Source organism: Amycolatopsis thermalba (assembly GCF_003385215.1).
In the GTDB taxonomy this organism is placed as follows: domain Bacteria; phylum Actinomycetota; class Actinomycetes; order Mycobacteriales; family Pseudonocardiaceae; genus Amycolatopsis_E; species Amycolatopsis_E thermalba.
In genome coordinates this window covers 24,799-49,993 of sequence record NZ_PQHW01000040.1, presented here as the reverse complement: position 1 = coordinate 49,993, position 25,195 = coordinate 24,799, and the positions used below count along the sequence as shown (strand labels likewise).

19 protein-coding genes, 2 pseudogenes and 1 riboswitch are annotated in these 25,195 nt (G+C 73.9%); of the genes and pseudogenes, 7 read left to right on the top strand and 14 right to left on the bottom strand.

What is annotated here, in order from left to right; all coding sequences use genetic code 11:
* Positions 1-92: 92 nt before the first annotated feature.
* Together D0D15_RS17820 and D0D15_RS17815 are read right to left on the bottom strand one after the other, a co-directional pair.
* Positions 93-916, bottom strand: a pseudogene (locus D0D15_RS17820) (SCO6745 family protein).
* Positions 913-2,328 (bottom strand): amidase, encoded by a 1,416-nt coding sequence (locus D0D15_RS17815; RefSeq protein WP_094005956.1) that lies wholly within the window; start codon positions 2,326-2,328, stop codon positions 913-915. Before D0D15_RS17815 ends, D0D15_RS17820 begins: the two are co-directional and overlap by 4 nt.
* Before the next feature lie 51 nt (positions 2,329-2,379).
* Between D0D15_RS17815 and D0D15_RS17810 the strand changes: the two genes are divergently transcribed.
* The 3 genes from D0D15_RS17810 (at position 2,380) to D0D15_RS17800 (ending at position 5,914) form a co-directional block, all read left to right on the top strand.
* A complete protein-coding gene (locus D0D15_RS17810) occupies positions 2,380-2,730 on the top strand; it encodes an ArsR/SmtB family transcription factor (protein ID WP_094005955.1) in 351 nt (116 codons plus the stop codon).
* 71 nt (positions 2,731-2,801) lie between these two features.
* Positions 2,802-3,536: an HAD family hydrolase gene (locus tag D0D15_RS17805; RefSeq protein WP_094005954.1), complete on the top strand. Its 735-nt coding sequence runs from the start codon at positions 2,802-2,804 to the stop codon at positions 3,534-3,536.
* Positions 3,533-5,914, top strand: a complete 2,382-nt coding sequence (locus D0D15_RS17800; RefSeq protein WP_094005953.1) for a glycoside hydrolase family 65 protein — start codon at positions 3,533-3,535, stop codon at positions 5,912-5,914. Before D0D15_RS17805 ends, D0D15_RS17800 begins: the two co-directional genes overlap by 4 nt.
* A gap of 327 nt (positions 5,915-6,241) precedes the next feature.
* Here the strand turns inward: D0D15_RS17800 and D0D15_RS36340 are convergent, their stop codons facing one another.
* Together D0D15_RS36340 and D0D15_RS17795 are read right to left on the bottom strand one after the other, a co-directional pair.
* Positions 6,242-6,415 (bottom strand): hypothetical protein, encoded by a 174-nt coding sequence (locus D0D15_RS36340; protein ID WP_167481517.1) that lies wholly within the window; start codon positions 6,413-6,415, stop codon positions 6,242-6,244.
* 42 nt (positions 6,416-6,457) lie between these two features.
* Positions 6,458-7,237 (bottom strand): DNA-formamidopyrimidine glycosylase family protein, encoded by a 780-nt coding sequence (locus D0D15_RS17795; RefSeq protein ID WP_094005952.1) that lies wholly within the window; start codon positions 7,235-7,237, stop codon positions 6,458-6,460.
* A gap of 85 nt (positions 7,238-7,322) precedes the next feature.
* Between D0D15_RS17795 and D0D15_RS17790 the strand changes: the two genes are divergently transcribed.
* Positions 7,323-7,703, top strand: coding sequence for a nitroreductase family deazaflavin-dependent oxidoreductase (locus D0D15_RS17790; RefSeq protein WP_094005951.1), 381 nt, complete (start codon positions 7,323-7,325; stop codon positions 7,701-7,703).
* Here D0D15_RS17790 and D0D15_RS17785 read toward each other — a convergent pair.
* From D0D15_RS17785 to D0D15_RS17775, 3 genes are read right to left on the bottom strand one after another with little or no spacing between them, the layout of a single operon-like run.
* On the bottom strand, positions 7,696-8,736 hold the full coding sequence (locus D0D15_RS17785) for an LLM class F420-dependent oxidoreductase (protein ID WP_094005950.1): 1,041 nt from the start codon (positions 8,734-8,736) through the stop codon (positions 7,696-7,698). The genes D0D15_RS17790 and D0D15_RS17785 overlap by 8 nt on opposite strands.
* A gap of 50 nt (positions 8,737-8,786) precedes the next feature.
* Positions 8,787-10,418 carry a DUF885 domain-containing protein gene (locus D0D15_RS17780; protein WP_115944588.1) on the bottom strand — a complete coding sequence of 544 codons (1,632 nt, stop codon included), beginning with the start codon at positions 10,416-10,418 and terminating at the stop codon, positions 8,787-8,789.
* On the bottom strand, positions 10,415-12,070 hold the full coding sequence (locus D0D15_RS17775) for a DUF885 domain-containing protein (protein ID WP_115944587.1): 1,656 nt from the start codon (positions 12,068-12,070) through the stop codon (positions 10,415-10,417). The genes D0D15_RS17780 and D0D15_RS17775 overlap by 4 nt, the downstream gene beginning before the upstream one ends.
* A 98-nt stretch (positions 12,071-12,168) precedes the next feature.
* On the opposite strand from D0D15_RS17775, the gene D0D15_RS17770 reads away from it, so the two are divergent.
* The 3 genes and pseudogenes from D0D15_RS17770 to D0D15_RS17760 all read left to right on the top strand — a co-directional run bounded on the left by D0D15_RS17770 (position 12,169) and on the right by D0D15_RS17760 (position 14,558).
* A complete protein-coding gene (locus D0D15_RS17770) occupies positions 12,169-13,227 on the top strand; it encodes an AsnC family protein (protein WP_094005947.1) in 1,059 nt (352 codons plus the stop codon).
* 128 nt (positions 13,228-13,355) lie between these two features.
* Positions 13,356-13,578: pseudogene (locus tag D0D15_RS37835) on the top strand (IS982 family transposase); the annotation flags it as partial.
* 38 nt (positions 13,579-13,616) lie between these two features.
* On the top strand, positions 13,617-14,558 hold the full coding sequence (locus D0D15_RS17760; protein WP_094005946.1) for a LysR family transcriptional regulator: 942 nt from the start codon (positions 13,617-13,619) through the stop codon (positions 14,556-14,558).
* Positions 14,559-14,577: 19 nt separating this feature from the next.
* On the opposite strand, the gene D0D15_RS17755 is transcribed toward D0D15_RS17760, so the two are convergent.
* The 7 genes from D0D15_RS17755 to ileS form a co-directional block, all read right to left on the bottom strand.
* A complete protein-coding gene (locus tag D0D15_RS17755) occupies positions 14,578-15,504 on the bottom strand; it encodes an RluA family pseudouridine synthase (protein ID WP_115944586.1) in 927 nt (308 codons plus the stop codon).
* Positions 15,501-16,076 (bottom strand): signal peptidase II, encoded by a 576-nt coding sequence (gene lspA, locus D0D15_RS17750; RefSeq protein ID WP_094005944.1) that lies wholly within the window; start codon positions 16,074-16,076, stop codon positions 15,501-15,503. Before lspA ends, D0D15_RS17755 begins: the two co-directional genes overlap by 4 nt.
* A 72-nt stretch (positions 16,077-16,148) precedes the next feature.
* Entirely contained in the window at positions 16,149-17,471 is a 1,323-nt protein-coding gene (locus tag D0D15_RS17745) for an aminotransferase class V-fold PLP-dependent enzyme (protein ID WP_094005943.1), read from the bottom strand.
* Between the two features lie 35 nt (positions 17,472-17,506).
* Positions 17,507-17,621: riboswitch (SAM riboswitch) on the bottom strand.
* A 46-nt stretch (positions 17,622-17,667) separates the two neighbouring features.
* On the bottom strand, positions 17,668-19,146 hold the full coding sequence (locus tag D0D15_RS17740; RefSeq protein WP_094005967.1) for a potassium/proton antiporter: 1,479 nt from the start codon (positions 19,144-19,146) through the stop codon (positions 17,668-17,670).
* 287 nt (positions 19,147-19,433) lie between these two features.
* On the bottom strand, positions 19,434-20,123 hold the full coding sequence (locus D0D15_RS17735) for an ArsR/SmtB family transcription factor (RefSeq protein WP_094005942.1): 690 nt from the start codon (positions 20,121-20,123) through the stop codon (positions 19,434-19,436).
* Positions 20,124-20,167: 44 nt separating this feature from the next.
* Entirely contained in the window at positions 20,168-21,745 is a 1,578-nt protein-coding gene (locus D0D15_RS17730; RefSeq protein ID WP_115944590.1) for a penicillin-binding transpeptidase domain-containing protein, read from the bottom strand.
* A 58-nt stretch (positions 21,746-21,803) separates the two neighbouring features.
* A complete protein-coding gene (gene ileS / locus D0D15_RS17725; RefSeq protein WP_094005940.1) occupies positions 21,804-24,974 on the bottom strand; it encodes an isoleucine--tRNA ligase in 3,171 nt (1,056 codons plus the stop codon).
* Positions 24,975-25,195: the final 221 nt, after the last annotated feature.

Genomic DNA, 25,195 nt, shown 5'->3' with positions numbered 1-25,195 from the left:
TGCAGCTGCGCAAGCACGGCGGCTCCGCCACCGATCCCGCCACCCGGCCCAACCGCCCTCCGGCCGCCCGGCGGTCAGCCCCGCGCAGCGGCTCAGGGCGCGGGCGCCCCCACCGGGTTCGGGTGTGGCACCGGCGCCGGCACCAGCCCCCGCGCGATCGGCCTCAGCCAGCCATCCAGCGTGGCCAGCTCGTCCGCGTCCGCCACCGCGTACGGCGCCGCCGCCAGCTCGTCCGTCCGCCGCTCGATGTGGTCCCTCAGCCGGGCGCCCTCGTCGGTCAGTCCGTCCGCACGCACGAGTCCCCGCGCGGTGAGGCGCTCGCGTGCCGCCGTCCACTCCTCGTCCGTCCAGCCGCGGTGGGGTGCCACCACGCTCCCGCTGCCGTCCCCCGCGTCGCGCAGGGCGTGGGCCTCCAGGCCGTCGATCCCCTCCGCGGCGAGCACCGCCACGTGGCCGTCGCCGCGGTGCTCGCGCAACGTCGTCGCCGCCTGCCAGAGCGCGGCGAGCGCCTCGTCCGGCCACGGCAGCGCGGCGTTCGCCGCCCCAGCGGCCGCCCCGCCCAGCCGGCCGCCTCCACGATCCGCCGCAACACCGACAGCACCGGCCCCGGCACCTCCGGCACGTGTGCCCGCAGCGCCGCCACCGCACCCGCGCTCCGGGCTGCCAGCGCGTCCGCCGGGGACACCACCTCCCAGATCGCGGGCACCGACCGCGCCAGGAACGACGGCGCGAAGTTGTAGAACACCGCCGTCACCACCCCGAGCCCCGCCGCGCCCAGCGGCGCCGCCCGCGTCCCGACGTACCCGCGCCAGAACCCGCGAAGCCCCGCGGCCTCGTGCGCCGCCTTCGCCTGCGGGGCGAAGTAGGTGACGTCGTGCAGCGTCTCCAGCACCACCCACAGCTCCCGCGCCCTCATCGCGCCACCGCCGGGCGCTGCCGGCCCACCTGGGTGGCCTGCTCGAACGCGTGCCCCAGCTGCAGCACGGCGAAGTCCGCGCGGTGCGGCCCCACGATCTGCACCCCCACCGGCAGGCCGTCCGGCGTGAACCCGGCCGGCACCGACAACGCGGGCGAACCGCTGACCGTGACGAAGTAGGCCGAGCGCATCCAGTCCAGGTAGGTCTCCATGTCCTGGCCCGCGACCCGCACCGGGTACTCCAGCTCCCCGTCGAACGGCGGCACCTGGCTCACCGGCAGCACCAGGAAGTCGTAGCGGGTGAAGAACTCGCGGAAGCGGTGGAACAGCTCGGTGCGCCGGACCTCGGCGCGTCCCACGTCGGTCGCCGACAGCCGCAGCCCCTCCTCGGTGTTCCACACGATGCTGTCCTTGAGCCGGTCCCGCGCGGACGCCAGCAGCGGCCCGAACTTCACCGCGAACTGCCACGCCCGCAGGATGCGGAACGCCTCGTCCGCGCCGGTGAAGTCCGGGCAGTCGCGCTCCACCACGCACCCCATGTCCGCGAACGCCTTCGCCGACGCCTCGACCACGTCCGCAACCTCCGGTTCCACCGGCACGCTCCCGCCCAGGTCGGGCGACCACGCGATCCGCAGGCCGCGCACGTCGCGGTCCAGCGGACGGGCGAAGACCTCCCCCGGCGCGTCCAGCGCGATCGGCGACCGCGGGTCCGGCCCGGCGAGCACCGACAGCAGCAGCGCCGCGTCGGCGACGGTGCGGGCCATCGGGCCCGCCGTCGCCAGCCCGGACCAGCCCAGCGGCGCCGGCCACGACGGCACTCGCCCGGTCGACGGCCGGAATCCGACGACGTTGCAGAACGACGCCGGGTTGCGCAGCGACCCGCCGAGGTCGCTGCCGTCGGCGAGCGGGTGCATCCCGGTGGCCAGGGCGGCCGCGGCGCCACCGCTGCTCCCGCCCGCGGACCGGCCGGGGTCGTAGGGGTTCCGGGTGGCGCCGAAGACCGGGTTGAAGGTGTGCGAGCCGGCGGCGAACTCCGGCACGTTGGTCTTGCCGAGGCTGATCACCCCGGCGGCCCGCATGCGCTCGATCACCAGCTCGTCGCGTTCGGGCACGTGGTCCGCGTGCAGCGGCGAGCCGAACGTGGTGCGGATGCCGGCCGTCTCGTGGGTGTCCTTGTGCGCGACCGGGATGCCGTGCAGGGGCGGCAGGTCCGCGCCGCGGGCGGCGCGCTCGTCAGCCGAGGCCGCCTCGGCCAGCGCCCGCTCGGCGACGACCGTGACGACGGCGTTGACCCGTGGGTTGACGCGGTCGATCTGGTCGAGGTGCGCCTGGACGACCTCGCGGGCGGACAGCTCGCGCGCCCCGAGCGCGGCGCGCAGTTCCCGTGCGGTGCGGAAGGGAATGTCGGTCACGCGTCGATCCTGCCAGCAACGCGGGCCGCGGGCGGATGAGACGATGCCGGGGTGACGAACGGGGCGGATCGCCGGGTGATCGACGGCCCGGCCGTCGAGGCGGCGCTGGCCGGGCTCGGCGAGCGGGACGTGGTGCGCGAGTGGGCCGAGCGGTTCTCCGTCCTGGCCGACCCGTCGCGCCTGACGTTGCTCGTGTGCATCCACTACGCGCGGGAGATCTGCGTCTCCGACCTGGCGGTGGCGGCCGGCATGACGGACACCGCGGTCTCCCAGGCGCTGCGGCTGTTGCGCGCGCACGGCCTGGTCACCGCGCGGCGAACCGGCCGGATCGTGCGGTACCGGCTCGCGGACGCGACCGTCCACGAGCTGATCCACCACGTCCGCCCGCACCCGGATCACTAGCGCCGCCCGGTATAGGTCGTTATACGCAGCGGAGCGCGGCGAGCGCACCGGTTCGCAGGTACCGTGCAGGCATGATCGGGTTGCCCGACGGCATCACCGCGTGCCTGTTCGACCTGGACGGTGTCCTCACCGGCACCGCCGCGCTGCACCGGGAGGCCTGGAAGCAGACGTTCGACCAGTTCCTGCGCGAACGGGACGGAAGCGGTTTCCACCCGTTCACCGACGCCGACTACGCCCGCTTCGTGGACGGGCGGCCGCGGCTGGACGGGGTGCGCACGTTCCTCGCCTCGCGCGGGATCGACCTGCCCGAGGGCGATCCGGGCGACGCGCCCACCGAGCACACCGTGCACGGGCTGGGCAACCGCAAGAACGATCTCGTGCTGCGGATCATCGCCGAGCGCGGCCCGAATCCCTACGAGGGCTCCCGCCGGTACCTGGAGGCCGCCCGGGACGCGGGACTGGCGATCGCGGTGGTGACGTCGTCGGCGAACGCGCAGGCGGTCCTGGACGCCGCCGGGTTCACCCCGTTCGTGCAGGCGCGCATCGACGGGCTGGTCATCACCCGCGACGGGCTGCGCGGCAAACCGGCGCCCGACTCGTTCCTGGCCGGGGCCGAGGCGCTGGGCGTCGGCCCGGAGCGGGCCGCGGTGTTCGAGGACGCGCTGGCCGGTGTCGAAGCGGGCCGGGCGGGGAACTTCGGGTTCGTCGTCGGCGTGAACCGGGCGGACCAGGCGGAGGCGCTGCGGGAGCACGGCGCCGACGTGGTGGTGGACGATCTCGCGGAACTGCTGGGGGACAAGGCATGAGCCTGGTGACGCGCGGCTACGAATGCGCGCCGTGGGAACTGCGGTGGCGCGGGCTGGCGGTGGACCAGTTGCAGCGCACCGAATCGACGTTCGCGTTGTCGAACGGGCACATCGGCCTGCGCGGCACGCTCGAGGAGGGCGAGCCGCGCGGTCTGCCCGGCACCTACCTGAACGGCTTCTACGAGGAACACGAGCTGCCCTACGCGGAGGCCGGCTACGGCTACCCGGAGGCCGGGCAGACGATCGTGAACGTGACCGACGGCAAGATCATCCGCCTGCTGGTGGAGGACGAGCCGTTCGACATGCGCTACGGCACCGCGACCGCGCACGAGCGGGTGCTGGACTTCCGGACGGGCACGCTGAGCCGGACCACCGAGTGGTCGTCGCCGACCGGCCGGTGCGTGCGGGTGCGGACCCAGCGGCTGGTGTCGTTCACCCAGCGGGCGGTGGTGGCGATCCGGTACGAGGTCGAGCCGCTGGACGGGAAGATGCAGCTGGTGCTGCAGTCGGACCTGCTGGCCAACGAGCCGATCGAGTCGGACAGCAAGGACCCGCGGGTGGCCGCGGCGCTGCAGTCGCCGCTCCAGTCGGAGTTCTTCCTCGCCGAGGGCTACCGCGCGGTGCTGGTGCACCAGACGCGGCGGTCCGGGCTGCGGGTGGCCGCGGCGATGGACCACCAGATCGAGTCGCCGGACGGGCTGCGCACCGACATCCTCGCCGAGGAGGACCTGGCGCGGCTGAGCATCGCGGTGGACGTGCCGCAGGGCAAGGTGCTGCGGCTGACGAAGTTCGTCGGCTACGGGTGGTCGGCGCAGCGTTCGGTGCCGGCGCTGCGGGCGCAGGTGGACGCCGCGCTGGCCGGGGCGTTGCAGACCGGCTGGGACGGCCTGCTGGCCGAGCAGCGCGCCTTCCTGGACGACTTCTGGGAGACCGCCGACATCGAGATCGACGGCGACCCGGAGCTGCAGCAGGCGACCCGGTTCGCGTTGTTCCACATCCTGCAGGCCGGGGCCCGCGGGGAGAGCCGCGCGATCCCGGGCAAGGGGCTGACCGGGCCGGGCTACGACGGCCACGCCTTCTGGGACACCGAGTCGTTCGTGCTGCCGGTGCTGACCTACAGCGTGCCGGAGGCGGCACGGGATGCCTTGCGGTGGCGGCACTCCACGCTGCCCAAGGCGCGGGAACGGGCGCGGCAGCTGGGGTTGCGCGGCGCGGCGTTCCCGTGGCGGTCGATCAACGGCGCGGAGTGCTCGGCGTACTGGCCGGCGGGCACCGCGGCGTTCCACGTCAGCGCCGACATCTCCGACGCGGTCGCCCGCTACTACTGGGCCACCGGTGACGCGGAGTTCGAGCGCCAGTGTGGCACCGAGCTGCTGCTGGAGACGGCGCGGCTGTGGATGTCGCTGGGCCACTTCGACCGGCACGGCCGCTTCCGCATCGACGGCGTGACCGGGCCGGACGAGTACTCGGCGGTCGCGGACAACAACGTCTACACGAACCTGATGGCGCAACGGAACCTCCGCGAGGCGGCGGCGTCCTGCGAGCGGGTGCCGGAGGTCGCGGCACTGTACGGTGTGGACGAAGCCGAGCTGGCGGCCTGGCGGCAGGCGGCCGAGCGGATGTTCGTGCCGTACAACGAAGAGCTGGGGGTGCACCCGCAGTCGGAGGGGTTCACCGAGCACCTGGACTGGGACTTCGCGGGCACGCCACTGGAGAACTACCCGCTGCTGCTGAACTACCCGTACTTCGACCTGTACCGCAAGCAGGTGGTCAAGCAGGCGGATCTGGTGCTGGCGCTGCATTTCCGGGGGGATGCGTTCACGCCGGAGCAGAAGCAGCGCAACTTCGCCTACTACGAGGCCAGGACCGTGCGGGACTCGTCGCTGTCGGCAGGCACGCAGTCGGTGATCGCGGCCGAGGTGGGCCACCTGGACCTCGCCTACGACTACCTGGGCGAGGCGGCGCTGACCGATCTGCACGACGTGCACAACAACGTCCGGAACGGACTGCACATGGCGTCGCTGGCCGGGGCGTGGATGGGGGTGGTCGCGGGTTTCGGCGGGATGCGCGACCACGACGGCAAGCTGAGCTTCGCGCCGCGGCTGCCGCCCGCGCTGGACCGCATCCAGTTCCGCATGTGCTTCCGCGGCAGCCGGTTCGCGGTGGAGATCCACCGGGACGACGCGACGTACCGGCTGCTGTCCGGCAAGGAGGTGGAGATCCGGCACCACGGCGAGCCGATGTCGGTGACCGGGACGCCGACGACGAAGCCGATCCCGCCGATCGACCCCGGCCCGGCGCCGCACCAGCCGGTGGGCCGCGAGCCGGCCCACCGGGACCCCGCCCAGGTGCGGCGGAACATCGCCGCTTCGCGCTGATTTCGCGGGCGCCGTGATGCCACTCGTACCGGAACCAGCCGCCGGGACTCCCCGCCGCTGAGATCGGCACGCCGACCGCGGCAGCCGGGGTCCCACCGAGGCCGCCCTTCCCGCGGGACCCCGGGCCCCGCCGCCGGGTGGCCGTCGGGCCCCACGCTCGACGCGATGGGCGCCGGGCAACGGCCACATGGCCGCCAGCCCCCGCCCAGCGCCGCCGGTACCGGCACGGCCGGACGGCCATCAGGCCCCGCGCCCAGCGCCGCCGGCGCCGGATGGCTGCTGCTTCCCAGCGCGGGCCGGGCTCCGCCCGGTGCCCGCCGCCCGGGCTCAGTCCGGTGGCTCGGGCACTCCTTCCTCGACCTCGATCTTTTCCGAGTTCGGCGGCTTCTCCACGTCGTCGGTGGGCCCGAGGTCCAGATCGGGGTGCCGCACCTCCGGGAAGTCCGGGGACAGCGGCGGCTCCGGGCTGACCGGCTTCTTCTCGTCGTCCTTGTCGTTCATGGCACCGGCTTACCCCATTTCCCCGCACTGTCAACCGCGCTGTCAACCGGGCTGGCACCGCGGGCACCACACGGTGCCCCGCCCGCCGACCCGGCCACGGGCCAGCGCACGACCGCACCGCGGGCACGACCCCGACGGCTCGTCCCGCCGTCCGGTCAGCCACGTCTTGCGCGGCGGCACCCGCCCGGCCTGCACCGCCTCGCGCAGCACCTTCCGCATCTCCCGGTGCAGCCGGTCGGCCGCCGCGCGGTCCAGGTCCGCGGCCCGGGCCCGCGGGGCGATCCGGGCCCGCCACAGGATCTCGTCGGCCAGCAGGTTGCCCAGCCCGGCCAGCACCGCCTGGTCGGTCAGCAGCTGCTTGAGGCCCCGGCGGCGGCCGAGCAGGTCCCGGAACCGCTCCCGCGGCACCTCCAGCGCGTCCGGCCCGGTGCCGGCCAGCAGCCGGTCCAGCTCCGCGTCGTCGGCGAGCAGGCGCAGGCCCTGCAGCTTGCGCATGTCGCGGTACCGCAGCTCCCCGTCGTCGAAGGCGAAGATCACCCGGTCGTGCCGCTGCCGGTCGTCCGAACCGGACCACTCCAGCGACCCGGTCATGCCGAAGTGCAGCACCACCGTCTCCGGGCCGCCGTCCGCCGGCACGACCAGCCACTTCCCCAGCCGCCGGGGCTCGCCGAACCGCCGGCCCCGCAACGCCTCCCGCAACCGGCGCGCGCTCACCCCGCGCAGCACCCCCGCGTCCAGCGTGGTCACGCCGGTGATCCGCTTGCCCACCCCGTGCGCGGCGAGCGTGCGGCGGAAGCCTTCGACGTCCGGCAGCTCGGGCATGCCGCAGCGTTCCACCGCGCCCGCGCACCCAAACGTCAATTCATCACGTGTTGATTTCTGGCGGCCGCGCGGGCATGCTGTTCGCATGGTGCTGCCGAAGAGGATCGCCCGGTTCAACCGCGTCGCGACCAACCGCGTCCTGGGCCCGCTGACCAAGAGGCTGCCCGGGTTCGGGACGATCGTCCACCGGGGCCGCAAGTCCGGGACGACCTACCGGACGCCGGTGAACGTCTTCCGCGCCGACGGCGGCTACGTCCTGGCGCTGACCTACGGGCCGGACACCGACTGGGTCCGCAACATCCTCGCCGCGGGCGGCTGCGAGATCGAGACGCGGGGCCGGTCCGTCCGGACGACCCGGCCCCGCGTCGTGCACGACGAGCAGCGCACCAGCATGCCGCCCGGCGTGCGCCAGATCCTGTCGGTCGTCGGGGTGACCGACTTCCTGTTCCTGGACCGGGTCAGCTGAGCAGTTCGCGCAGCTCGCTCACCACGCCGACGCGCCGGGCCGGGTCGGGTTCGAGGAACGTGACCTGCAGGGTGGTGACCCCGGCCGCGCGCAGGGCGGCCAGCCGCTCCTTGACCAGCCCCTTCGGGCCGACCAGGGAGATCGCCTCCAGCAGCTCGGCCGGAATCGCGGCGGCGGCCTCCTCCTTCTTGCCGTCCAGGTAGAGGTCCTGGATCAGCTTGGCCTCGGCCTCGTAGCCGTAGCGGCAGGCCAGCTCGTTGTAGAAGTTCTTGCCGCGGGCGCCCATGCCGCCGACGTAGAGAGCGACGACCGGGCGGACCCAGTCGAGCATGTGGCCCACGTCCTCGCCGATCGCCACCGGCACCCCGACCGCGACGTCCAGCTCACCCAGCGACGGGTCCCGCTTGGCCCGGCCCTCGGCCAGCGCCTCGCCCCACACCTCGGCGGCGCGCTCCGGGTGGAAGAAGATCGGCTGCCAGCCCTCGGCGATCTCCGCGGTCAGCGCCACGTTCTTCGGCCCGATGGCCGCGATCTGCACCGGGATCCGCTCCCGCACCGGGTGGTTGATGATCTTCAGCGGCTTGCCCAGGCCGGTGCCCTGGTCCGCGGGCAGCGGGATCTGGTAGTGCTTGCCGTCGTGCACCACGCGCTCGCGCCGCCACACCTGGCGGCAGATCTCCACGATCTCGCGGGTCCGGCCCAGCGGCGCGTCGTAGCGCACGCCGTGGAAGCCCTCCACGACCTGCGGCCCGGACGCGCCGATGCCGAGGATGAACCGGCCATCGGACACGAAGTCCAGGCCGGCCGCCGTCATCGCGGTCAGCGTCGGCGTGCGCGTGTAGATCTGCAGGATGCCCGACGCGAGCTGGACGCGCTCGGTCTTCGCCGCGACGTAGCCGAGCTGGCTGACCGCGTCGAACGAGTAGGCCTCGGGGATGGTGACGACGTCGAGGCCGGCCTTCTCCAGCTCGACGACGTCGCGGACGCTCTCGGCGAACCCGCCGGAGTACGAGATCTGGGTGCCGATCCGCATCGATGCCACCTTCTGTCCTAAGCGTGCGCTTACCTGTCGTGCGAGCCACCCTACCGGCTGGTAATCCAGTCCGAAACCACCCGGTCGAGGACCGGCAGCGGGAGGATGCCGTGTCCCAGCACGACGTCGTGGAACTCGCGGATGTCGAACCGCTCCCCCAGCGCCCACACCGCGCCCGCGCGGATCCGGTCGATCTCCAGCCGTCCCGTCATGTAGGACAGGGCCTGGCCCGGGCAGCCGGCGTAGCGGTCGGTCTCCTCCTCGATCTCCACCGCCGCCATGGGCGTGTTCTCGCGCAGGTAGTCCACCGCCTGCTGCCGGGACCAGCCCAGGGCGTGCAGGCCGGTGTCCACGACCAGCCGCGCGGCGCGCATCGCGTCCTGGGTGAGCATCCCGAGCCGGGCCACGTCGCCGGTGTAGAGGCCCATCTCCTCGGCCAGCCGCTCGGCGTAGAGGCCCCAGCCCTCGGTGTAGGCGTTGACGCCGGCGACGCGGTGCAGCAACGGCAGGTCCAGCCCGAGCGCCAGCGACAGCTGGAAGTGGTGCCCGGGAACCCCCTCGTGGTAGGCGATCGCCTCGCTGACGTGCCGCAACCGCTCCCCGGCGTGGAAGGTGTTGGCGTAGTAGATGCCCGGCCGGGAGCCGTCCAGCGCCGGTTCGACGTAGTAGGCGATGGTGCCCGCGTCGGCGTCGCTTTCGGGCACCGGGCGCACCTCGCACCGCGCGGACGGGATCGTCTTGAACCACCGCGGCGCCTCGGCCTCCGCCCGCTCGATCGCGGCGCGCGCGGCGGCCAGCAGTTCCTCGCCGCTGCCCCACCGCAACGCGGGATCGGTGCGCAGGCGGCCGAAGATCTCGGCCGTCTCGGCCGTCCCGAACACCCGGCGGCCGATCGTGCGGAACTCCCCGGTCAGGTCGGCCATCAGCGCCAGCCCGATGTCGTGCAGCTCCTGCGCGGTGCGCTCGGTGGTGGTGTGCGCGCGGATCAGCCCGGCGTAGCGCGGCAGGCCGCCCGGCTGCCAGCACAGCCCGGCCTCCGCCGCGGGCCGGGCCCGCGGCCGCAGTTCCCCGGCGAGGAACTCGCGGTAGCGGGTCAGCGCGGGCCGCACGACGCCGGCCAGCAGCGCGTCCCGCTCGGCGGCCGGCGTCTCCGACCCCACGTCGAGTCGCAGCGACGGCAGCTCCGGCGCGGCGAGCATCCGGTCGAAGTAGCCGATCGCCGCATCGACCAGGAAGTCCGGCGGGACCACGTCGCCGGACTGCCGTTCCACCACCTGGTCCACGAAGGACGGGAACGCGGCGAGCCGGGCGAGGAAGCCCCGTGCCCGGGCCTCGCCGGTCACGTCGATCATCGGCAGGGTCATCAGCAGCAGCTGCACCGGGGCGGTGAAGGCGTCGCTGACGGCGAACTCGGGCAGCCGCGCGTCGAGCAGGTCGACGGCGGCCCGGGCCTGCTGGACCACGACGTCGCGGGTCAGCGATTCCTCCGGCCCCGGCGGGGTGGCCGCTTCGGCCCGGGCGGCGATGTCCAGGTAGGCCGCCCGGTGCCGCACCTCCGCTTCGGCGGTGAGGTCGGGCAACCGGTCGTGGTCGCCGGGCAGGCCGAGCACCGACGGGCGCAGCGGATCGGCCTCGAACATCCGGCCGGTGAGCTCCTCGGCGAGCGCGTCCACCTCGCTCATGCCCGCTCGATCCACTCGTCGACGACGGCCGCCAGCACCGACAGCGGCAGCGCGCCGCCGCCGAGGACCAGGTCGTGGAAGGCGCGGATGTCGAACCGCTCCCCCAGCGCCTGCTCGGCCCGCGCCCGCACGCGCTGGATCTCCAGCCGCCCCACCATGTACGACAGCGCCTGGCCCGGGTAGGCGATGTAGCGGTCCACTTCGGACTCGATCTCCACCTGCGGCATCGGGGTGTGCTCGCGCAGGTAGTCCACCGCCTGCTGCCGGCTCCAGCCCTTGGCGTGCAGGCCGGTGTCCACGACCAGCCGCCCGGCGCGCATCGAGTCCATGGTGAGCATGCCGAGCAGCGCGACGTCGTCGGAGTACAGCCCCATCTCCGCGGCCAGCCGTTCGCTGTAGAGGCCCCAGCCCTCGGCGTAGGCGTTGAAGTCGCCGATCCGGCGCAGCAGCGGCAGGTCGGTCAGCGTCAGCGCGGTGGAGAGCTGGAAGTGGTGGCCGGGGATCGCCTCGTGGAACGCCATCACCTCGGCGGCGTGCCGGAACCGTTCGGTCACCTCGTGGGTGTTGGCGAAGTAGATGCCCGGCCGGGAGCCGTCGACGGCGGGCTGCAGGTAGAACGCCGCCGGCCCGCCGGGCGCTTCGGCCGCGGGCACCGGCTCCACGACCCACGGGTGCGGCGGGATCCGGCCGAACCAGCGCGGCGCGGCCTCCTCGGCGCGGCTGATCGCCGACCGCGCGGTGCCGAGCAGTTCCTCCGCGCTGCGCCAGCGCAACCCCGGATCGGTCCGCAGGCGCCGGAAGATCTCGGCCAGGTCGTCGGTGCCGAACACGCGGGAGCCGATCTCGCGGTACTCGCGGGCCAGCTCGCCGATGAGGCGCAGCCCGGTTTCGTGCAGCTCGTCCGGAGTGCGGTCGGTGGTGGTGTGCGTGCGCGCCAGGGCGGCGTAGATACGCTCACCGCCGGGCAGCCAGCACACGCCGGGCTTCTCCGGCGGGCGCCCGTGCGGAGCGATGTCCGTCGCCAGCGCGTCCTGGTAGGCCGCGAACGCGGGCCGCACGACCTCGGCCAGCACCCGCTCACGCGCGGCGGCGAACTCCTCGCTCGGCGCGGGCTGGCGCAGCAGCGGGTCGGCGTCCGGCGCGGCCAGGTAGCGGTCCAGGTGCGCGACCGCGGCGCGCACCAGGTGCTCGACCGGGACCCGCCCGGCGGCGACGCCCGCGCGGTGCCGGTCGGCGGCCTGCTCCAGGTACCGCGGGATCGCGGCGAGCCGGTCGAGGTGGCGGCGGCCCTGCTCGTCGTCGGGCACGCCGATCATCGGCAGGATGGTCAGCAGGCCGACCGCGGGGGCGACGAAGATGTCGCTGATCGTGAACTCGACCAGGTGGGTGTCCAGCCGGTCCAGGTTGCCGCGGGCCTGGGTGAGCAGCACGTCCCGGGTCACCCGGTCCTCGGCGCTCAGCGTGGACGCCTCGATCGCCTCGGCGCGCCGGACGAACTCCTCGAGCCGGCCGCGGTGGGCGGCCTCGGCCTCGGCACTGAGCTCACCGAGCCCGGTCCGGGCGGACTCCAGCCCCAGCACCGCGGGCCACAGCGGCTCCGCGTCGAAGAGGGCTTCCACGAACTCGTCGGCGAGCTTCACGACCTCGGTCATCCATCCGTCCCAGTGTCGTCGGGGTGCGCGTCCCGCCAGCCTAGAACCTCGGAGGGCCGGGCCGGGGTGACCGAGGCCAGCGGGTAGCGTTTCCTGCTGTGGCCGTGACCGATCCCGCCGACGCCCGCCTGCTCGCCGCGCTGGCCGAGCTGGGCAAGGTGGCCGTGCACGAACTCGCCGCCCGCGTGGGCATGGACCCGCGGGAGGCCGCCTACCGGCTGGTCGCCCTCTCCGGCAGCGGGCTGCCGCTGCTGGTCGGTGTGGAGAGCGACCCGCAGGGCCTGCGCGCGGCGCTCGCCGGGGCGTTCCCGGCGGCGCAGCCGCAGACGCCGCAACCGGCGCCCTACCCGGTTCCGCCCGCCGGCTACCCACCGCCGTCCGGTGCCGTGCCGGCCGGGTACCCGAACGCGCCGTCCCACCCCCAGTCCGGACCGGTGCCGGCCGGGTTCGCCCCGCCGGGCGCGCCCCCCGCGCCCGGCTACCCGCCGCCCGCCAGGCCCGCCGCGGGTTTCGCTGGGCAGAACGGCCCCGGCCGCGGTGTCCCGCCCGGTGGTGTGCCGTCCGGGCCGTACCCGGTCCCGGCGCCGCCCGCCGGGGGCTCGGGGCCGTACCAGGTCGCCGGTGTCGCGTCCGGGCCGTATCCGGCGCCGCTGGACCCGGTGATCAGCACGTGGGGCCCGCCGCAGACGGCGTCCTGGGCCCGCGGCGACCAGCGGCCCGCACCACCGGCGGGCCCGCGCACCGGGAAGATCGGCGACAGCCTGGCCGGGCAGGGCCTCGACGGCGAGCAGCTCACCGTGCAGCTGCTGGAGGTGCAGGACCCGGCGGACTACCTGTTCGGCGCGGCCGGGTACCGGCTCGAACCGGGTGAGCGGGCGGTCGTGGTGCACACCGAGGTCACCAACAAGGGGCCGATCCCGTTCGTGTCGCTGCCGGACAACTACCTGGAGCTGCTCACCGAGGACGGCACGCCGGTGGGGAAGGCGCCGGTGTCGCTGACGTCCCGGCCGCCGCACAAGATCGGGGTCCAGCCCGGCGAGACGGCGGGCGGGCACACGGTCTACGTGCTGCCCGAGTCCACCCGGGTGGTGGCGGTGCGCTGGAGCCCCCGCCCGGAACCGGACGACCGCACCCTCACCTGGTCGCTGGAGGACTAGACGAGTGAGTCCTATGACGCTGGCGGTAGCGCAGGTGCTGCCGGGAGCGCGCTCGCAGGCCCGATGGTTGCGGTGTGTGCCCGCCACCTGCCCCGACGCGTTGCCTTACCGGCCCGGCCAGTCCGGGGCCAGGACTACTGACCCTGGCCGGCAAGAGCTACGCCTCCCGCGACCCGGACACCTCCCGCACCGACCGCGGGGTGCGGCTGCTGCGACCGTCCTACCGCAACCGAACCCCACACCCCCGCCCAGCACCTGCTCGAGCCGGCCCGGCAACTGACCGAACCGGTCAGCAACACCCCCAAAGGCCAACTCGATCTCGAACTCATCTGGCACAACCGCCGCCCGGGGAGCCACAACCGGTGGTTGAGCCTGCTTAAGCTGGCCCGGTGGACACCGAGGCACTGCGATCGTTCGTGCTGGCCGCCGAGCTGCGGCAGATGCAGCACGCGGCGGACGAGCTGGGCGTGACGCAGCAGGCGGTGTCGAAGCGGATCGCCGGCCTGGAGCGCGAACTCGGGGTCCGCCTGTTCGTCCGCACCGCCCGCGGCGTCGAACCGACGCTCGACGGGCAGGCGTTCCTCCCGCACGCACGGGGCATCGTCGCCGGGGTGGACCGGGCCGTCACCGCGATCCGGCCGGGCTCGCGGGCGCTGCGGATCGACGTGCTCGGCCTGCGCACCGCCCAGGCCGTCGTCCTGCACGAGTACTGGCGGTCCCGTCCCGGGACCGAACTCGATGTGGTGACCCTCCGGGTCGACGACCCGCGCGTGGTGGCCGCCGCCGTGCAGGCCGGCGAGGTGGACGCCGCGTTCCGCGGCGTCACCGATCCGGCCACGCTGCCCGGCGAGGTGCGGATGATCCACGCGTTCGACTCGCCGCTGGAGCTGCTCGTCGGCCCCAGGCACCCGCTCGCCGCCGAACGCGCGGTGACGCCGGACCGGTTGCGCGGCCTGCCGATCCGGGTGCCCGGCATCGCGCCGCGGAGCGAATGGGGTGTGTTCTACGACCAGCTCGCCACGGAGTTCGACCTGCGCATCGACGCGGCGGGCCCGAACTTCGGCAACGAGGTGCTCGCGGACGCCCTCGCCGAGTCGGCGGACCTGGCGACCCTCGTCGGCGCGCGCGACCGCTACCTGTGGCCGGCTCAGCACGACCTGCGCCGCATCCCGATCGTGAACCCGGCGCTGGTCTACCCGCTCTCGCTGCTGCTCCCCCGGACGAACCCGCACCCGGGCCTGCGGGCGGTCATCGAGCACTTCGCGAGTCTGCCACCGCTGACCGGCCCGGCCTGGCTGCCGTCCTGGGCCCGGAACCGCGCTACCGGGTGACCCGTAACGGGCGGGCCGCCTAGCTTTCCGCCCGCAGCACGTCCAGGGCGTGCGACAGGTCCTCCGGGTAGGGCGCCTCGAACTGGACCCAGCGGCCGTCGGCGGGGTGGGCGAAGCCGAGGGTGCGCGCGTGCAGCCACTGCCGGGTCAGGCCGAGCTTGCGGGCCAGCACCGGGTCCGCGCCGTAGGTCAGGTCGCCGGCGCACGGGTGCCGCAGCGCCGAGAAGTGCACCCGGATCTGGTGCGTGCGGCCGGTCTCCAGCTTGACGTCCACCAGGGACGCCGCGCGGAACGCCTCGATCACCTCGTAGTGGGTGACCGACGGGCGGCCCCCGGCGACGACGGCGAACTTGTAGTCGTGCCGGGGGTGCCGGTCGATCGGGGCGTCGATCGTGCCGCGCGTCGGGTCCGGGTGGCCCTGCACGACGGCGTGGTAGCCCTTGTCGACGGTGCGTTCCTTGAACGCGCGCTTGAGCACGGTGTAGGCGTGCTCGCTCTTGGCCACGACCATCACGCCGGTGGTGCCGGCGTCGAGGCGGTGCACCACACCCTGGCGCTCGGCCGCGCCGGAGGTGGAGACGCGCAGCCCGGCCGCGGCGAGCGCGCCGACGACGGTGGGCCCGGTCCAGCCGGGGCTGGGGTGCGCGGCGACGCCGACCGGTTTGGCCACGACCACGATGTCGTCGTCGTCGTGGAGGATGCGCAGGCCCTCGACCGGTTCGGCGATCACCTCGACCGGGTTGTCCGGGTCGGGCAGGGTCACCTCGAGCAGCACCCCGGCCGAGAGGCGGTCGGACTTGCCGGCGGGACGACCGTCGAGCAGGACGTCGCCGGACTCGGCCAGCTCCGCGACGACCGTGCGGGACAGGCCGAGGAGTTTCGCCAGGCCCGCGTCCACGCGCATGCCGTCGAGCCCGTCCGGGACGGGCAGCATCCGGGCGCTCAACGCTTGGCTTTCTTGACGGAGCCGTCGTAGTCGCGGCCGAGCAGGGACAGCAGCACGATCAGCACGCCGCCGACGCAGATCGCCGAGTCGGCCACGTTGAAGACCGGCCACACGTCACCGTCGGGCGCGAACAGCGACACGAAGTCCACGACGTGACCGCGCAGGACACCGGGCGCGCGGAACACGCGGTCGACGAGGTTGCCGAGCGCGCCGGCCAGGATGAGCCCGAGGCCGATCGCCCAGCCGGCCGAGCGCAGCCGCTTGGCGAACCAGATCAGCGCGACGACCACCCCGAACGCGACGATCGCGAACACCCAGGTCATGCCGGTGACGCCCAGGCCGAAGGCGGCGAAGGGGTTGCGGATGAGCTGCAGGTAGACGAGCCCGCCGAGCACCCGGACCGGCTCGTGCCCCTCCAGGGTCGCCACGACGACCGACTTGGTCACGACGTCCACCGCGAACACGACGATCGCGATCACGGCCAGCAGCAGGGCGCGCCGCCGGGGCGGGGGCGCCGGCTGCTCGTCCGGCACGGTGTCCGGGTTCGGGGAGGGCTGGGGGTCACTGCTCACCCCGCCATTGTCCACGCCTGCCGGGAGGGCCCCCGGCGCAGGCCGGGAAACGCCCGGAACCGCCCACACCGCTCAGGCCAGAAACCCCGGCAACGGCCGCGGATCCGGGCACGGCGCCCACCGGCCCTCCACCACCCCGTAGGTCCACCGGGCGCCGCGGGCGACGATCTGCCGAAGCGCGGTCACCAGCCGGTCGATGTGCTCGGCCGTGGTGCCCAGCCCGAGGCTCACCCGCAGCGCCTGCTGCCCCTCCCCGCCGGTGCGCTCCACCAGCCGCCGCACCGCGATGTGCGCGCAGAACGCGCCGTCGCGCACGCCGATGCCGTACTCGGCCGACAGGACCGCCGCCACCCAGCCCGGCTCGAACCCGTCGAGCACGAAACTCACCGTGCCGACCCGCTCGGCCGCGCCGTCGAACAGCCGCAGCTCCGCCAGGCCCGGCACCGCCGCCAGCCCCCGCGTCAGCCGCTCCAGCAGCTCCCGCTCGTGCGCCACCACCGCGTCCCACGACCCGGCCAGCTCCTCGCACGCCACACCGAGCGCGTACACGCCCACGGTGTTGGGCGAACCGGCCTCGTGCCGCTCGACCCCGCTCTGCCACGCCACCCCGAGACCGTCGCCGTCGCGGCGCACGGACTTCGTCGCCCCGCCGCCGGCCAGGTACGGGTCCGCCGCGCGCAGCCAGTCGCCCCGCCCGATCAGCGCGCCCGCCCCGAACGGCGCGTACAGCTTGTGCCCGGACAGCACGACGTAGTCCACGTCCAGCTCCCGCACCGAGATCGGCCGGTGCGGAGCCAGCTGCGCGCCGTCCAGGGCGACGCGCGCGCCGTGCCGCCGGGCCACCGCCGCGATCTCGGCCACCGGCAGCAGCTCGCCGGTCACGTTCGACGCGCCGGTCACGACCACCAGCCGCGGCCCCTCCGGGCACTCCGCCAGCGCACTGTCCACAGCGGACACCGCGGCCAGGCGCGTGTTCGGCAGCGGGATCCGGCGCACGTTCGGGCCGCGCCACGGCAGCAGCGCCGCGTGGTGCTCGGTGTCGAACAGCACCACCGACGTGTGCCGGGGCAGGCTGCGGGCCAGCAGGTTCAGCGCGTCCGTGGTGTTGCGGGTGAACACGACCGCGTCCGAGGACCGCGCGCCGACGAACCGGCGCAGCACGTCACGGGTCCGCTCGTAGACCTTTGTGGACACCTGCGAGGCGAACCCCGCGCCGCGGTGCACGCTGGCGTAGTGGGGCAGGAACTCGTCCACCGCGCGCCGCACGGACTCCAGGCACGGGGCGCTGGCCGCGTGGTCGAGGTTGGCGTAGTCCAGCTCCCCGCCGGTGACCAGCGGAACGGCCGCGGCTGCGGTGACGGCGGGGGTGGTGACGCGATCGAGAGCGAGAGTCATCGGAACGGCTCCTCGGGTCCGGGGACCCGCACCGGGGTCCGCGCTTGCCCGCCGCACCTCGCGACGAGCCAGGTCCTCACCCGGGGCACCCCACCGCGGAAGGAGGGTTGCCGGCCAGCGAGCCGGGGCTTGGCGCTGGCACTCATGACCTACGCCGACACAGTAACCGATCGTCCCCGCGGCGCGCCAGCGGGTCTCACGTGCCGGACTCGCCCTTCCAGCGCGCCAGCGGCCCGGCCCGGTCCACCGCGCGGATGCGCCGCTCGGCCGCCTCCCGCGCGGACTCGGTGCTCACGATCAGGATCTGGTCCCCGCGCTGCAGCCGGTCGGTGCGCTGCGGGGTGAAGCTGCGGCCGTCGCGGACGATCAGGCTCAGCGACGCCCCGGACGGCAGCCGCAGCTCGGACAGGTACACGCCGTGCAGGCGGGAGCCGGGCTGGATCTTGACCTGGAGCAGCTCGGCCTGCAGCTCGTCCAGCGGCGCGGCGTCGACCTGGACCTCCTTCGGCTCCGCGTCCCCGGGCAGCCGGAGGATCCGCGCGAGGCGGCCCAGCGTCAGCCCCTGGACGAGGGTGAGCACGATCACGAGCACGAACACGGCGTCGACGAGCCGTTGCGCACCGGCCATCTGCTCGGACAGCGGGATCATCGCCAGCACGATCGGCACCGCGCCGCGCAGCCCCGCCCAGGACAGGAACACCTGCTCGCGCAGCGGAACGCGGAACGGCAGCTGTGTGACGAGCACCGACACCGGGCGCGCGAGCAGCAGCAGGACCGCGGCGGCGATCAGGCCGGGCACGATCGACTCCAGCAGCCGCCCGGGTGAGGCGAACAGGCCCAGCAGCACGAACAGCCCGATCTGGGCGAGCCAGCCGAGACCCTCCGCGAAGGACACCGTGTCGGACCGGTGCGGCAGCCGGGCGTTGCCGAGCACCACCGCGGCGACGTAGGTGGCCAGCAGCCCGGACGCGTGCAGCAGCTGCCCGGACGAGTAGGCCACCACGCACACCGCGACCGTCGCGAGTGGATAGAGACCGGTGGCGGGCAGCGCCGCGCGCCGCAGGGCCCAGGCCCCGGCGAAGCCGAGCACCAGGCCGAGCGCCAGGCCCGCGCCCAGTTCGTAGACCACCAGCAGCGGCAGCGACCAGTCCACCAGGGTGCCCTGGGCCAGCACGACGACCGCGATGTAGGCCGGCGCGTCGTTGATGCCGGATTCCAGTTCGAGGGCGCCCACCAGTCGTTTCGGCAGGCCCGCGCTGCGCAGCACGGAGAACACCGCGGCCGAGTCGGTGGGGGCCAGCACCGCGCCCCACAGCAGGGCGGTCCGCCAGTCCAGGCCGAGCAGCCAGTGCAGGGCGGGCCCGGTGATCGCGATGCTCAGCCCGACCGCCACTGTGGACAGTGCCACTCCCTGGCCCAGCGCGGGTTTCACCGCCGACCAGCGGGTGGTCAGGCCACCCTCGGTGAGGATCATGACCAGGGCGGCCAGGCCCAGCGCCTGGGTGAGGAACGGGTCGGAGAACTGGATGCCGAACCCGGCTTCGCCGAGCAGCACGCCGATCGCGAGGTACAGCAGCAGCGACGGCAGGCCCAGGCGGGTGGAGAAGCGGACCGCGAGGACGGCGGCCAGCAGGACGGCCGAGCCCAGCCCCAGCACGACCGGCAGCTCGCCCACCCGCACCTCCCCTGCCCGGTTTCTCCGGCTCTCAGAATAGGGAGGCCAGGCGCTCTGCCGCGCCCGGTGGGTCCCCCGGCAGCGCGACGAGCTCGTCACGCTGCCGTTCCCCTTGCCGGGCAACGAGATCACGGACACGCACGCGGAGTACCGGGGCGAGCACCGTCCGCCGCGCCGCCGACGGCAGGTGCGCAGCCGGTCACGAGGAGTACCCGGCCGCGACTCCCAGACTCGGCTCCCAGCGAAGGCCACGCGAGGCGAGGGCCGGGCCGCCGACAAGCCACACCTCACCCAGTCCCCGGGCGCTCGGCCGGTAATTCCACCCCCAGGCGCGCCAGGGGCTCCGCCGCGGCGGGCGTCACCCGCACCGCGCGGTCCGGGCGCCGCTCGAACCAGCCCTGCTCGACTCCGTGCGTGAACAGCGCCGCCGGGAGCGCGCCGCCCAGGTGGTCGCGGCGTTCGGTCCAGTCCAGGCACGCTCGCAGCAGCGGGCGCCGCCCCGTGGGGATCCGCACCCCCAGCTCACCGAGCACCTCGCGGCCGCGCGCGGTCAGCGCCAGCCCGGCACGCTCGGTGATCAGCCCGGTCCCGATCATGCCGTCCCGCAGGGCCACCCCGGCGGCCCCGGCCAGGTGGTCGTAGCAGGTGCGCGCGAACGCCAGCCGCCGGGCGCGCAGGGACCCGCGCAGGCCCGAGGTGGACCGGTGCTCGGCGTGCTGCGCCAGGTGCTCGATCAGCTCGGCCACCCGCGGGTCGGCGATCCGCACGTAGGAGTGCCGCCCCTGCTTCACGCCCGCGACGAACCCGGCCTCCCGCAGGCGGCTGACGTGCTCGCTCGCCGTCGACGGGGCGATCCCCGCCGCGCGGGCCAGCTCACCGACCGTCCACGCGCGGCCGTCGAGCAGCGCCAGGCACATCGCCGCCCGGCTCGGGTCGGCGAGCACCGCGGCCACCTCGGCCAGCGCGATCGTCTCCACACCGGCCACCGTAGCCACCGGACGCATCGGCCCGGGCCGAAACGTCAGCCCAGCGCGCCCAGGAACACCGACGACACGGTCACCGCCGGCTTCGACGAATCCGACCCGAGCAGCAGCACCGCGAACGCCACGTCGTCGCGGTACCCGGCGAACCACCCGTTGGACCGGCTGCCGTCGCCGAACTGCGCCGTGCCCGTCTTGCCGTACACGGCGCCGTTGTCCCGCAGCCCGGTCGCGGTGCCGCCGGTGACCACCTCACGCATCATCGTCCGCAGCGCGGCGATCACGTCCCGGGACGGCGCCCGGTAGCCGGTGTTCACCGTGGTCTCCAGCTCCTGCCACAGCCGCGGCGTCACCTCGTCGCCGCGCGCGACGGTCGCCGCCATCAGCGCCAGGCCGAACGGGCTGGCCTGCACCGTGCCCTGCCCGATCGCCGACTCGACCTGCTCCGCCCCGCTCGTGCTGGGCACGACCTTGCCGGCCTCGGTGGTGATGCCGGGGATGGTGAAGTCGGCGTTGAGGCCGAACCCGCTCGCCGCGTCGGCCAGCGCGTCGGCCGGCAACGTCGAGGCGAGCTGGGCGAACGTGGTGTTGCACGAGTGCGCGAACGCCGAGTGCAGCGGCAGCGGCGGGAAGGAGAACTGGTCGTCGTTGGGAATCGTGCGCTGCCCGATGCGCGCGGTCGCCGGGCAGTCGGCGATCGTGTCCGCGGTGGCCGTGCCGGACTCCAGCAGCGCCGCCGCCGTGGCGATCTTGAACGTCGACCCCGGCGCGTACAGGCCGTTCAGCGCCTTCGGCTCGGCCCCGGCCGCCGCGTTCTGCGCCACCGCGAGCAGGTCACCGGTGGAGGGCTGGATCGCCACCAGCATCGCCGGGCCCGCCGCCGAGTCGACCGCCCGCTGCGCCGCCGCCTGCGTGGGCAGGCTCAGCGTCGTGGTCAGCGGCGCCACCTCGACCTCGCCCTGGCCGAACAGCGTCTCCTGCACCGCGCCGTCGAGGTCGGTGCTCACCACCGACCAGCCGTCCTGCGACCGCTCGGACACCGTCCGCTGCATCGCCGGCACCAGCAGCGGCCCCGCGCCCGGCTCGGCCGCCCGCGTGCCCGACGACTGCCAGGCCAGGACCGGACGGCCGTTGCGGTCGACCACCGCGAGCTTGCCCGCGCGCGTGCGCACCGCCAGCTGCTGCCCGGTGCGCAGCTTCGGGTGCACCACCGCCGGGCTCCAGTGCACGAGCCAGCGGCCGTCGGCGGAGACCAGGTCGAGGGTGTTGTCGTAGGACCACACCTGCCCGGCCGCGATCGTCCAGCCGACCTGGAACGCCGCGGTGGCCCGGGTGGCGCCCGGCGTGACCTGGCCCAGCCGCGCCGCGACCGACACCGGGGCCAGGCCGCGGCGTCCGTCGGCCAGCAGCACGCTCGCCGCGCGCGGGTCGTCGGTCAGCGCCGCGGCCGCGTCGGCGTCGCCCTCGGCGAAGGCGCGCAGGAACCGGGCCGCCACGGTGCCGGCGTCCTCCGCGCCCGAACCACTGGCCTGGGGCTTCTCCGGCGAGGAGCCACCCCACACCACGACCACGGCCGCCACGACGATCGCGACGACCGCGGCCGCGCCACCCGCCAGCACCCACCTGCGCCACGTCACCGGCGATACCCCCTGTTGGTGTTTCCCGGTCTGTCGGGCATCAGGGTGCCTTCGTTACCGCCACGGTGATCTTCTCCCCGTCGCCGACCGCACCCGAGAACCCGCCGTCGACGTGCGCGAACGCCACCTCGCCGGCGAGCGTCTCGCCCGCGATGAACTCCTGGTGGAGCGTCGCGGCGGCCACCACGTCCTCCGGCGCGTCCACGGTCAGCGCGATGCGGTCGGCCACGTCGAGCCCGGCGTCCCGGCGCGCCTGCTGCACGACGCGGACCAGGTCGCGCGCCACGCCCTCGGCGGCCAGCTCCGGGGTCACCGCGGTGTCCAGCTGCACCAGGCCGGAGCCGCCGGGCAGCTCCGCGGCCGCGCTCTCCTCCTTGGCGACCAGGCGCCGCTCGTACTCGCCCTCGGCGAGTTCGATGCCGGCCGCCACCACCGCGCCGGACGGCGAGGTGGTCCAGTCGCCCGCCTTGACGGCCTTGATCACCTTCTGCACGTCGCGGCCCAGGCGCGGCCCGGCGGCACGGGCGTTGACCGCGACCTCGAACCGGCCGTGCGCGGCGACGTCGGTGCTCAGCTCGACCGCCTTGACGTTGACCTCGTCGGCGATGATGTCGGTGAAGTCCGCCAGCGCGTCCGCGTCACCGGCCGCGATGACCAGCTTCGCCAGCGGCAGCCGCACCCGCAGCTTGTTCGCCTTGCGCAGCGACAGCGCCGACGAGCACACCTGGCGCACCCGGTCCATCGCCGTCACCAGCGCCGCGTCCGCGGGCAGCTCGTCCACCAGCGGCCAGTCCTGCAGGTGCACCGACCGGCCACCGGTCAGCCCGCGCCACACCACCTCGGTGGTCAGCGGCAGCAGCGGCGCCATCGTCCGCGACACCACCTCCAGCACCGTGTGCAGCGTGTCGATCGCGTCCTTCTCGCCGGCCCAGAACCGCTCGCGCGAGCGGCGCACGTACCAGTTCGTGAGCACCTCGAGGAAGTCCCGGGTGGTCGCGCACGCGCCCGCGATGTCGCAGGTGTCCAAAGCGGACTGCACGTCGGTGACCAGCTCACCGGTCTTGGCGAGGATGTAGCGGTCCAGCACGTGCGTGGAATCGGTGCGCCACTGACCTTCCACGCCCTCGGCGTTGGCGTACAGCGCGAGGAAGTAGTAGGAGTTCCACAGCGGCAGCACGGCCTGGCGCACCGCGTCGCGGATGCCCTTCTCGGTGACGATCAGGTTGCCGCCGCGCAGGATCGGGCTGGACATCAGGTACCAGCGCATCGCGTCCGAGCCGTCCCGGGCGAACACCTCGTTGACGTCCGGGTAGTTGCGCAGCGACTTCGACATCTTCTGCCCGTCGGAGCCGAGCACGATGCCGTGCGCGACGCAGGTGAGGAACGACGGCCGGTCGAACAGCGCCGTCGCCAGCACGTGCAGCGTGTAGAACCAGCCGCGCGTCTGCCCGATGTACTCGACGATGAAGTCACCCGGGTAGTGGTGCTCGAACCACTCCGCGTTCTCGAACGGGTAGTGCACCTGGGCGTAGGGCATCGAGCCGGAGTCGAACCACACGTCCAGCACCTCGGGCACCCGCCGCATGGTGGACTTCCCGGTCGGGTCGTCCGGGTTCGGCCGGGTGAGCTGGTCGATGTGCGGGCGGTGCAGATCGGTCGGCCGCACGCCGAAGTCGCGCTCCAGCTCGTCGAGCGAGCCGTACACGTCCACGCGCGGGTACGCGGGGTCGTCCGACATCCACACCGGGATCGGCGTGCCCCAGTAGCGGTTGCGCGAGATCGACCAGTCGCGCGCGTTCTCCAGCCACTTGCCGAACTGGCCGTCCCTGACGTGCTCGGGGTACCAGGTGATCTGCTGGTTCAGCTCGACCATGCGGTCCCGGAACGCGGTCACCTTGACGAACCACGACGACACCGCGCGGTAGATCAGCGGGTTCCGGCAGCGCCAGCAGTGCGGGTAGGAGTGCTCGTAGGTCTCGTGCCGCAGCAGGACCGCACCCTGCCGGGCGGCCGAACCGGTGCCGTACTTGAGGTCCTTGATGATGTCGGCGTTGGCGTCGAACACCTGCTGGCCCTCGTAGTCCGGCACGGTCGCGTCGAAGCGGCCGCGCGCGTCCACCGGGGTGACCGGAGTGATGCCGGCGGCGTCGCCGGCGGCCTTGTCGTCCTCGCCGTAGGCCGGGGCCATGTGGACGATGCCGGTGCCGTCGTCGGTGGTGACGAAGTCGGCCAGCAGCACCTGGTGCGAGTTCTCGGCGCCGACGAAGTACGGGAACGGCGGCGCGTACTTCACGCCCGCCAGCTCGGCGCCCCGGTGGCGCGCCACCACGACCGGCTCCTCGCCGAGTTCCCTGGCGTAGGCGGGAAGCCGCGACTCGGCGAGCAGGAAGCGCTTCCCGTCGCGCTCGACCACGGCGTAGTCCACGTCCGGGTGCACCGCGACCGCCTGGTTCGACGGCAGGGTCCACGGCGTGGTGGTCCAGATCAGCAGGTACGTGCCGTCCAGCTCGGTGCCGTTGCCCTCGGCGCGGAACCCGACCGTCACGGCCGGGTCCTGGCGGCTGGCGTAGACGTCCTCGTCCATCCGCAGCTCGTGGTTGGACAGCGGGGTCTCGTCGCGCCAGCAGTAGGGCAGCACGCGGTAGCCCTCGTAGACCAGGCCCTTGTCCCACAGCTGCTTGAACGCCCAGATCACCGATTCCATGAAGGTGATGTCGAGCGTCTTGTAGTCGTGCTCGAAGTCGACCCAGCGGGCCTGGCGGGTGACGTAGTCGCGCCACTCGTTCGTGTAGCGCAGGACGGATTCGCGGCACGCGTCGTTGAACGCGGCGATGCCCATCTCGTCGATCTGCGACTTGTCGGTGATCCCGAGCTGCCGCTCGGCCTCCAGCTCGGCGGGCAGGCCGTGGGTGTCCCAGCCGAAGCGGCGCTCGACGCGGCGGCCGCGCATGGTCTGGTACCGCGGCACGATGTCCTTGACGTAACCGGTCAGGAGGTGGCCGTAGTGCGGCAGGCCGTTGGCGAACGGCGGGCCGTCGTAGAAGACGTACTCGTTGCTGCCGTTCGTCCCCGGTTCGCGCGCGTCGATGGTGGCCTGGAAGGTCCGGTCGGACTCCCAGTAGGCCAGCACGCTGTCTTCCAGCGCCGGGAAGGACGGCTGGGACGGGACCTGGCCGGCCGGGCCGTCGCCGAGCTGAGCCTTCGGGTACATCGGTGCGCTCCTCGCGGGTGCTCGTCGCTCTCGTGGCGGATCCTCGGCGGATCCAGCACGGGGACGAAAAGGCGCCACCTGAGCGCGCTTCCGCGGTACCACCCCGTTTGCCCGCTCACCGAGCGGGCCCCTTCGTTGACGGCTGTGACGGGCCGTACCCGTCCGGTTCTACTGAGGACCACCCGGTCCCGTTCTTCCGGAGGCTCCCCGGTGATGGCCGG

Excerpts from the sequence above, each read along its gene's own strand:
- D0D15_RS17795 (WP_094005952.1), bottom strand. The coding sequence starts at position 7,237 with ATGCCCGAGCTGCCGGACGTCGAAGGCTTCCGCCGCACGCTCGCCGCG.
- D0D15_RS17805 (WP_094005954.1), top strand. The coding sequence starts at position 2,802 with ATGATCGGGTTGCCCGACGGCATCACCGCGTGCCTGTTCGACCTGGAC.
- D0D15_RS17780 (WP_115944588.1), bottom strand. The coding sequence starts at position 10,418 with ATGAGCGAGGTGGACGCGCTCGCCGAGGAGCTCACCGGCCGGATGTTC.
- D0D15_RS17785 (WP_094005950.1), bottom strand. The coding sequence starts at position 8,736 with ATGCGGATCGGCACCCAGATCTCGTACTCCGGCGGGTTCGCCGAGAGC.
- D0D15_RS17775 (WP_115944587.1), bottom strand. The coding sequence starts at position 12,070 with ATGACCGAGGTCGTGAAGCTCGCCGACGAGTTCGTGGAAGCCCTCTTC.
- D0D15_RS17790 (WP_094005951.1), top strand. The coding sequence starts at position 7,323 with ATGGTGCTGCCGAAGAGGATCGCCCGGTTCAACCGCGTCGCGACCAAC.
- D0D15_RS17745 (WP_094005943.1), bottom strand. The coding sequence starts at position 17,471 with ATGACTCTCGCTCTCGATCGCGTCACCACCCCCGCCGTCACCGCAGCC.
- D0D15_RS17800 (WP_094005953.1), top strand. The coding sequence starts at position 3,533 with ATGAGCCTGGTGACGCGCGGCTACGAATGCGCGCCGTGGGAACTGCGG.
- ileS (WP_094005940.1), bottom strand. The coding sequence starts at position 24,974 with ATGTACCCGAAGGCTCAGCTCGGCGACGGCCCGGCCGGCCAGGTCCCG.
- D0D15_RS36340 (WP_167481517.1), bottom strand. The coding sequence starts at position 6,415 with ATGAACGACAAGGACGACGAGAAGAAGCCGGTCAGCCCGGAGCCGCCG.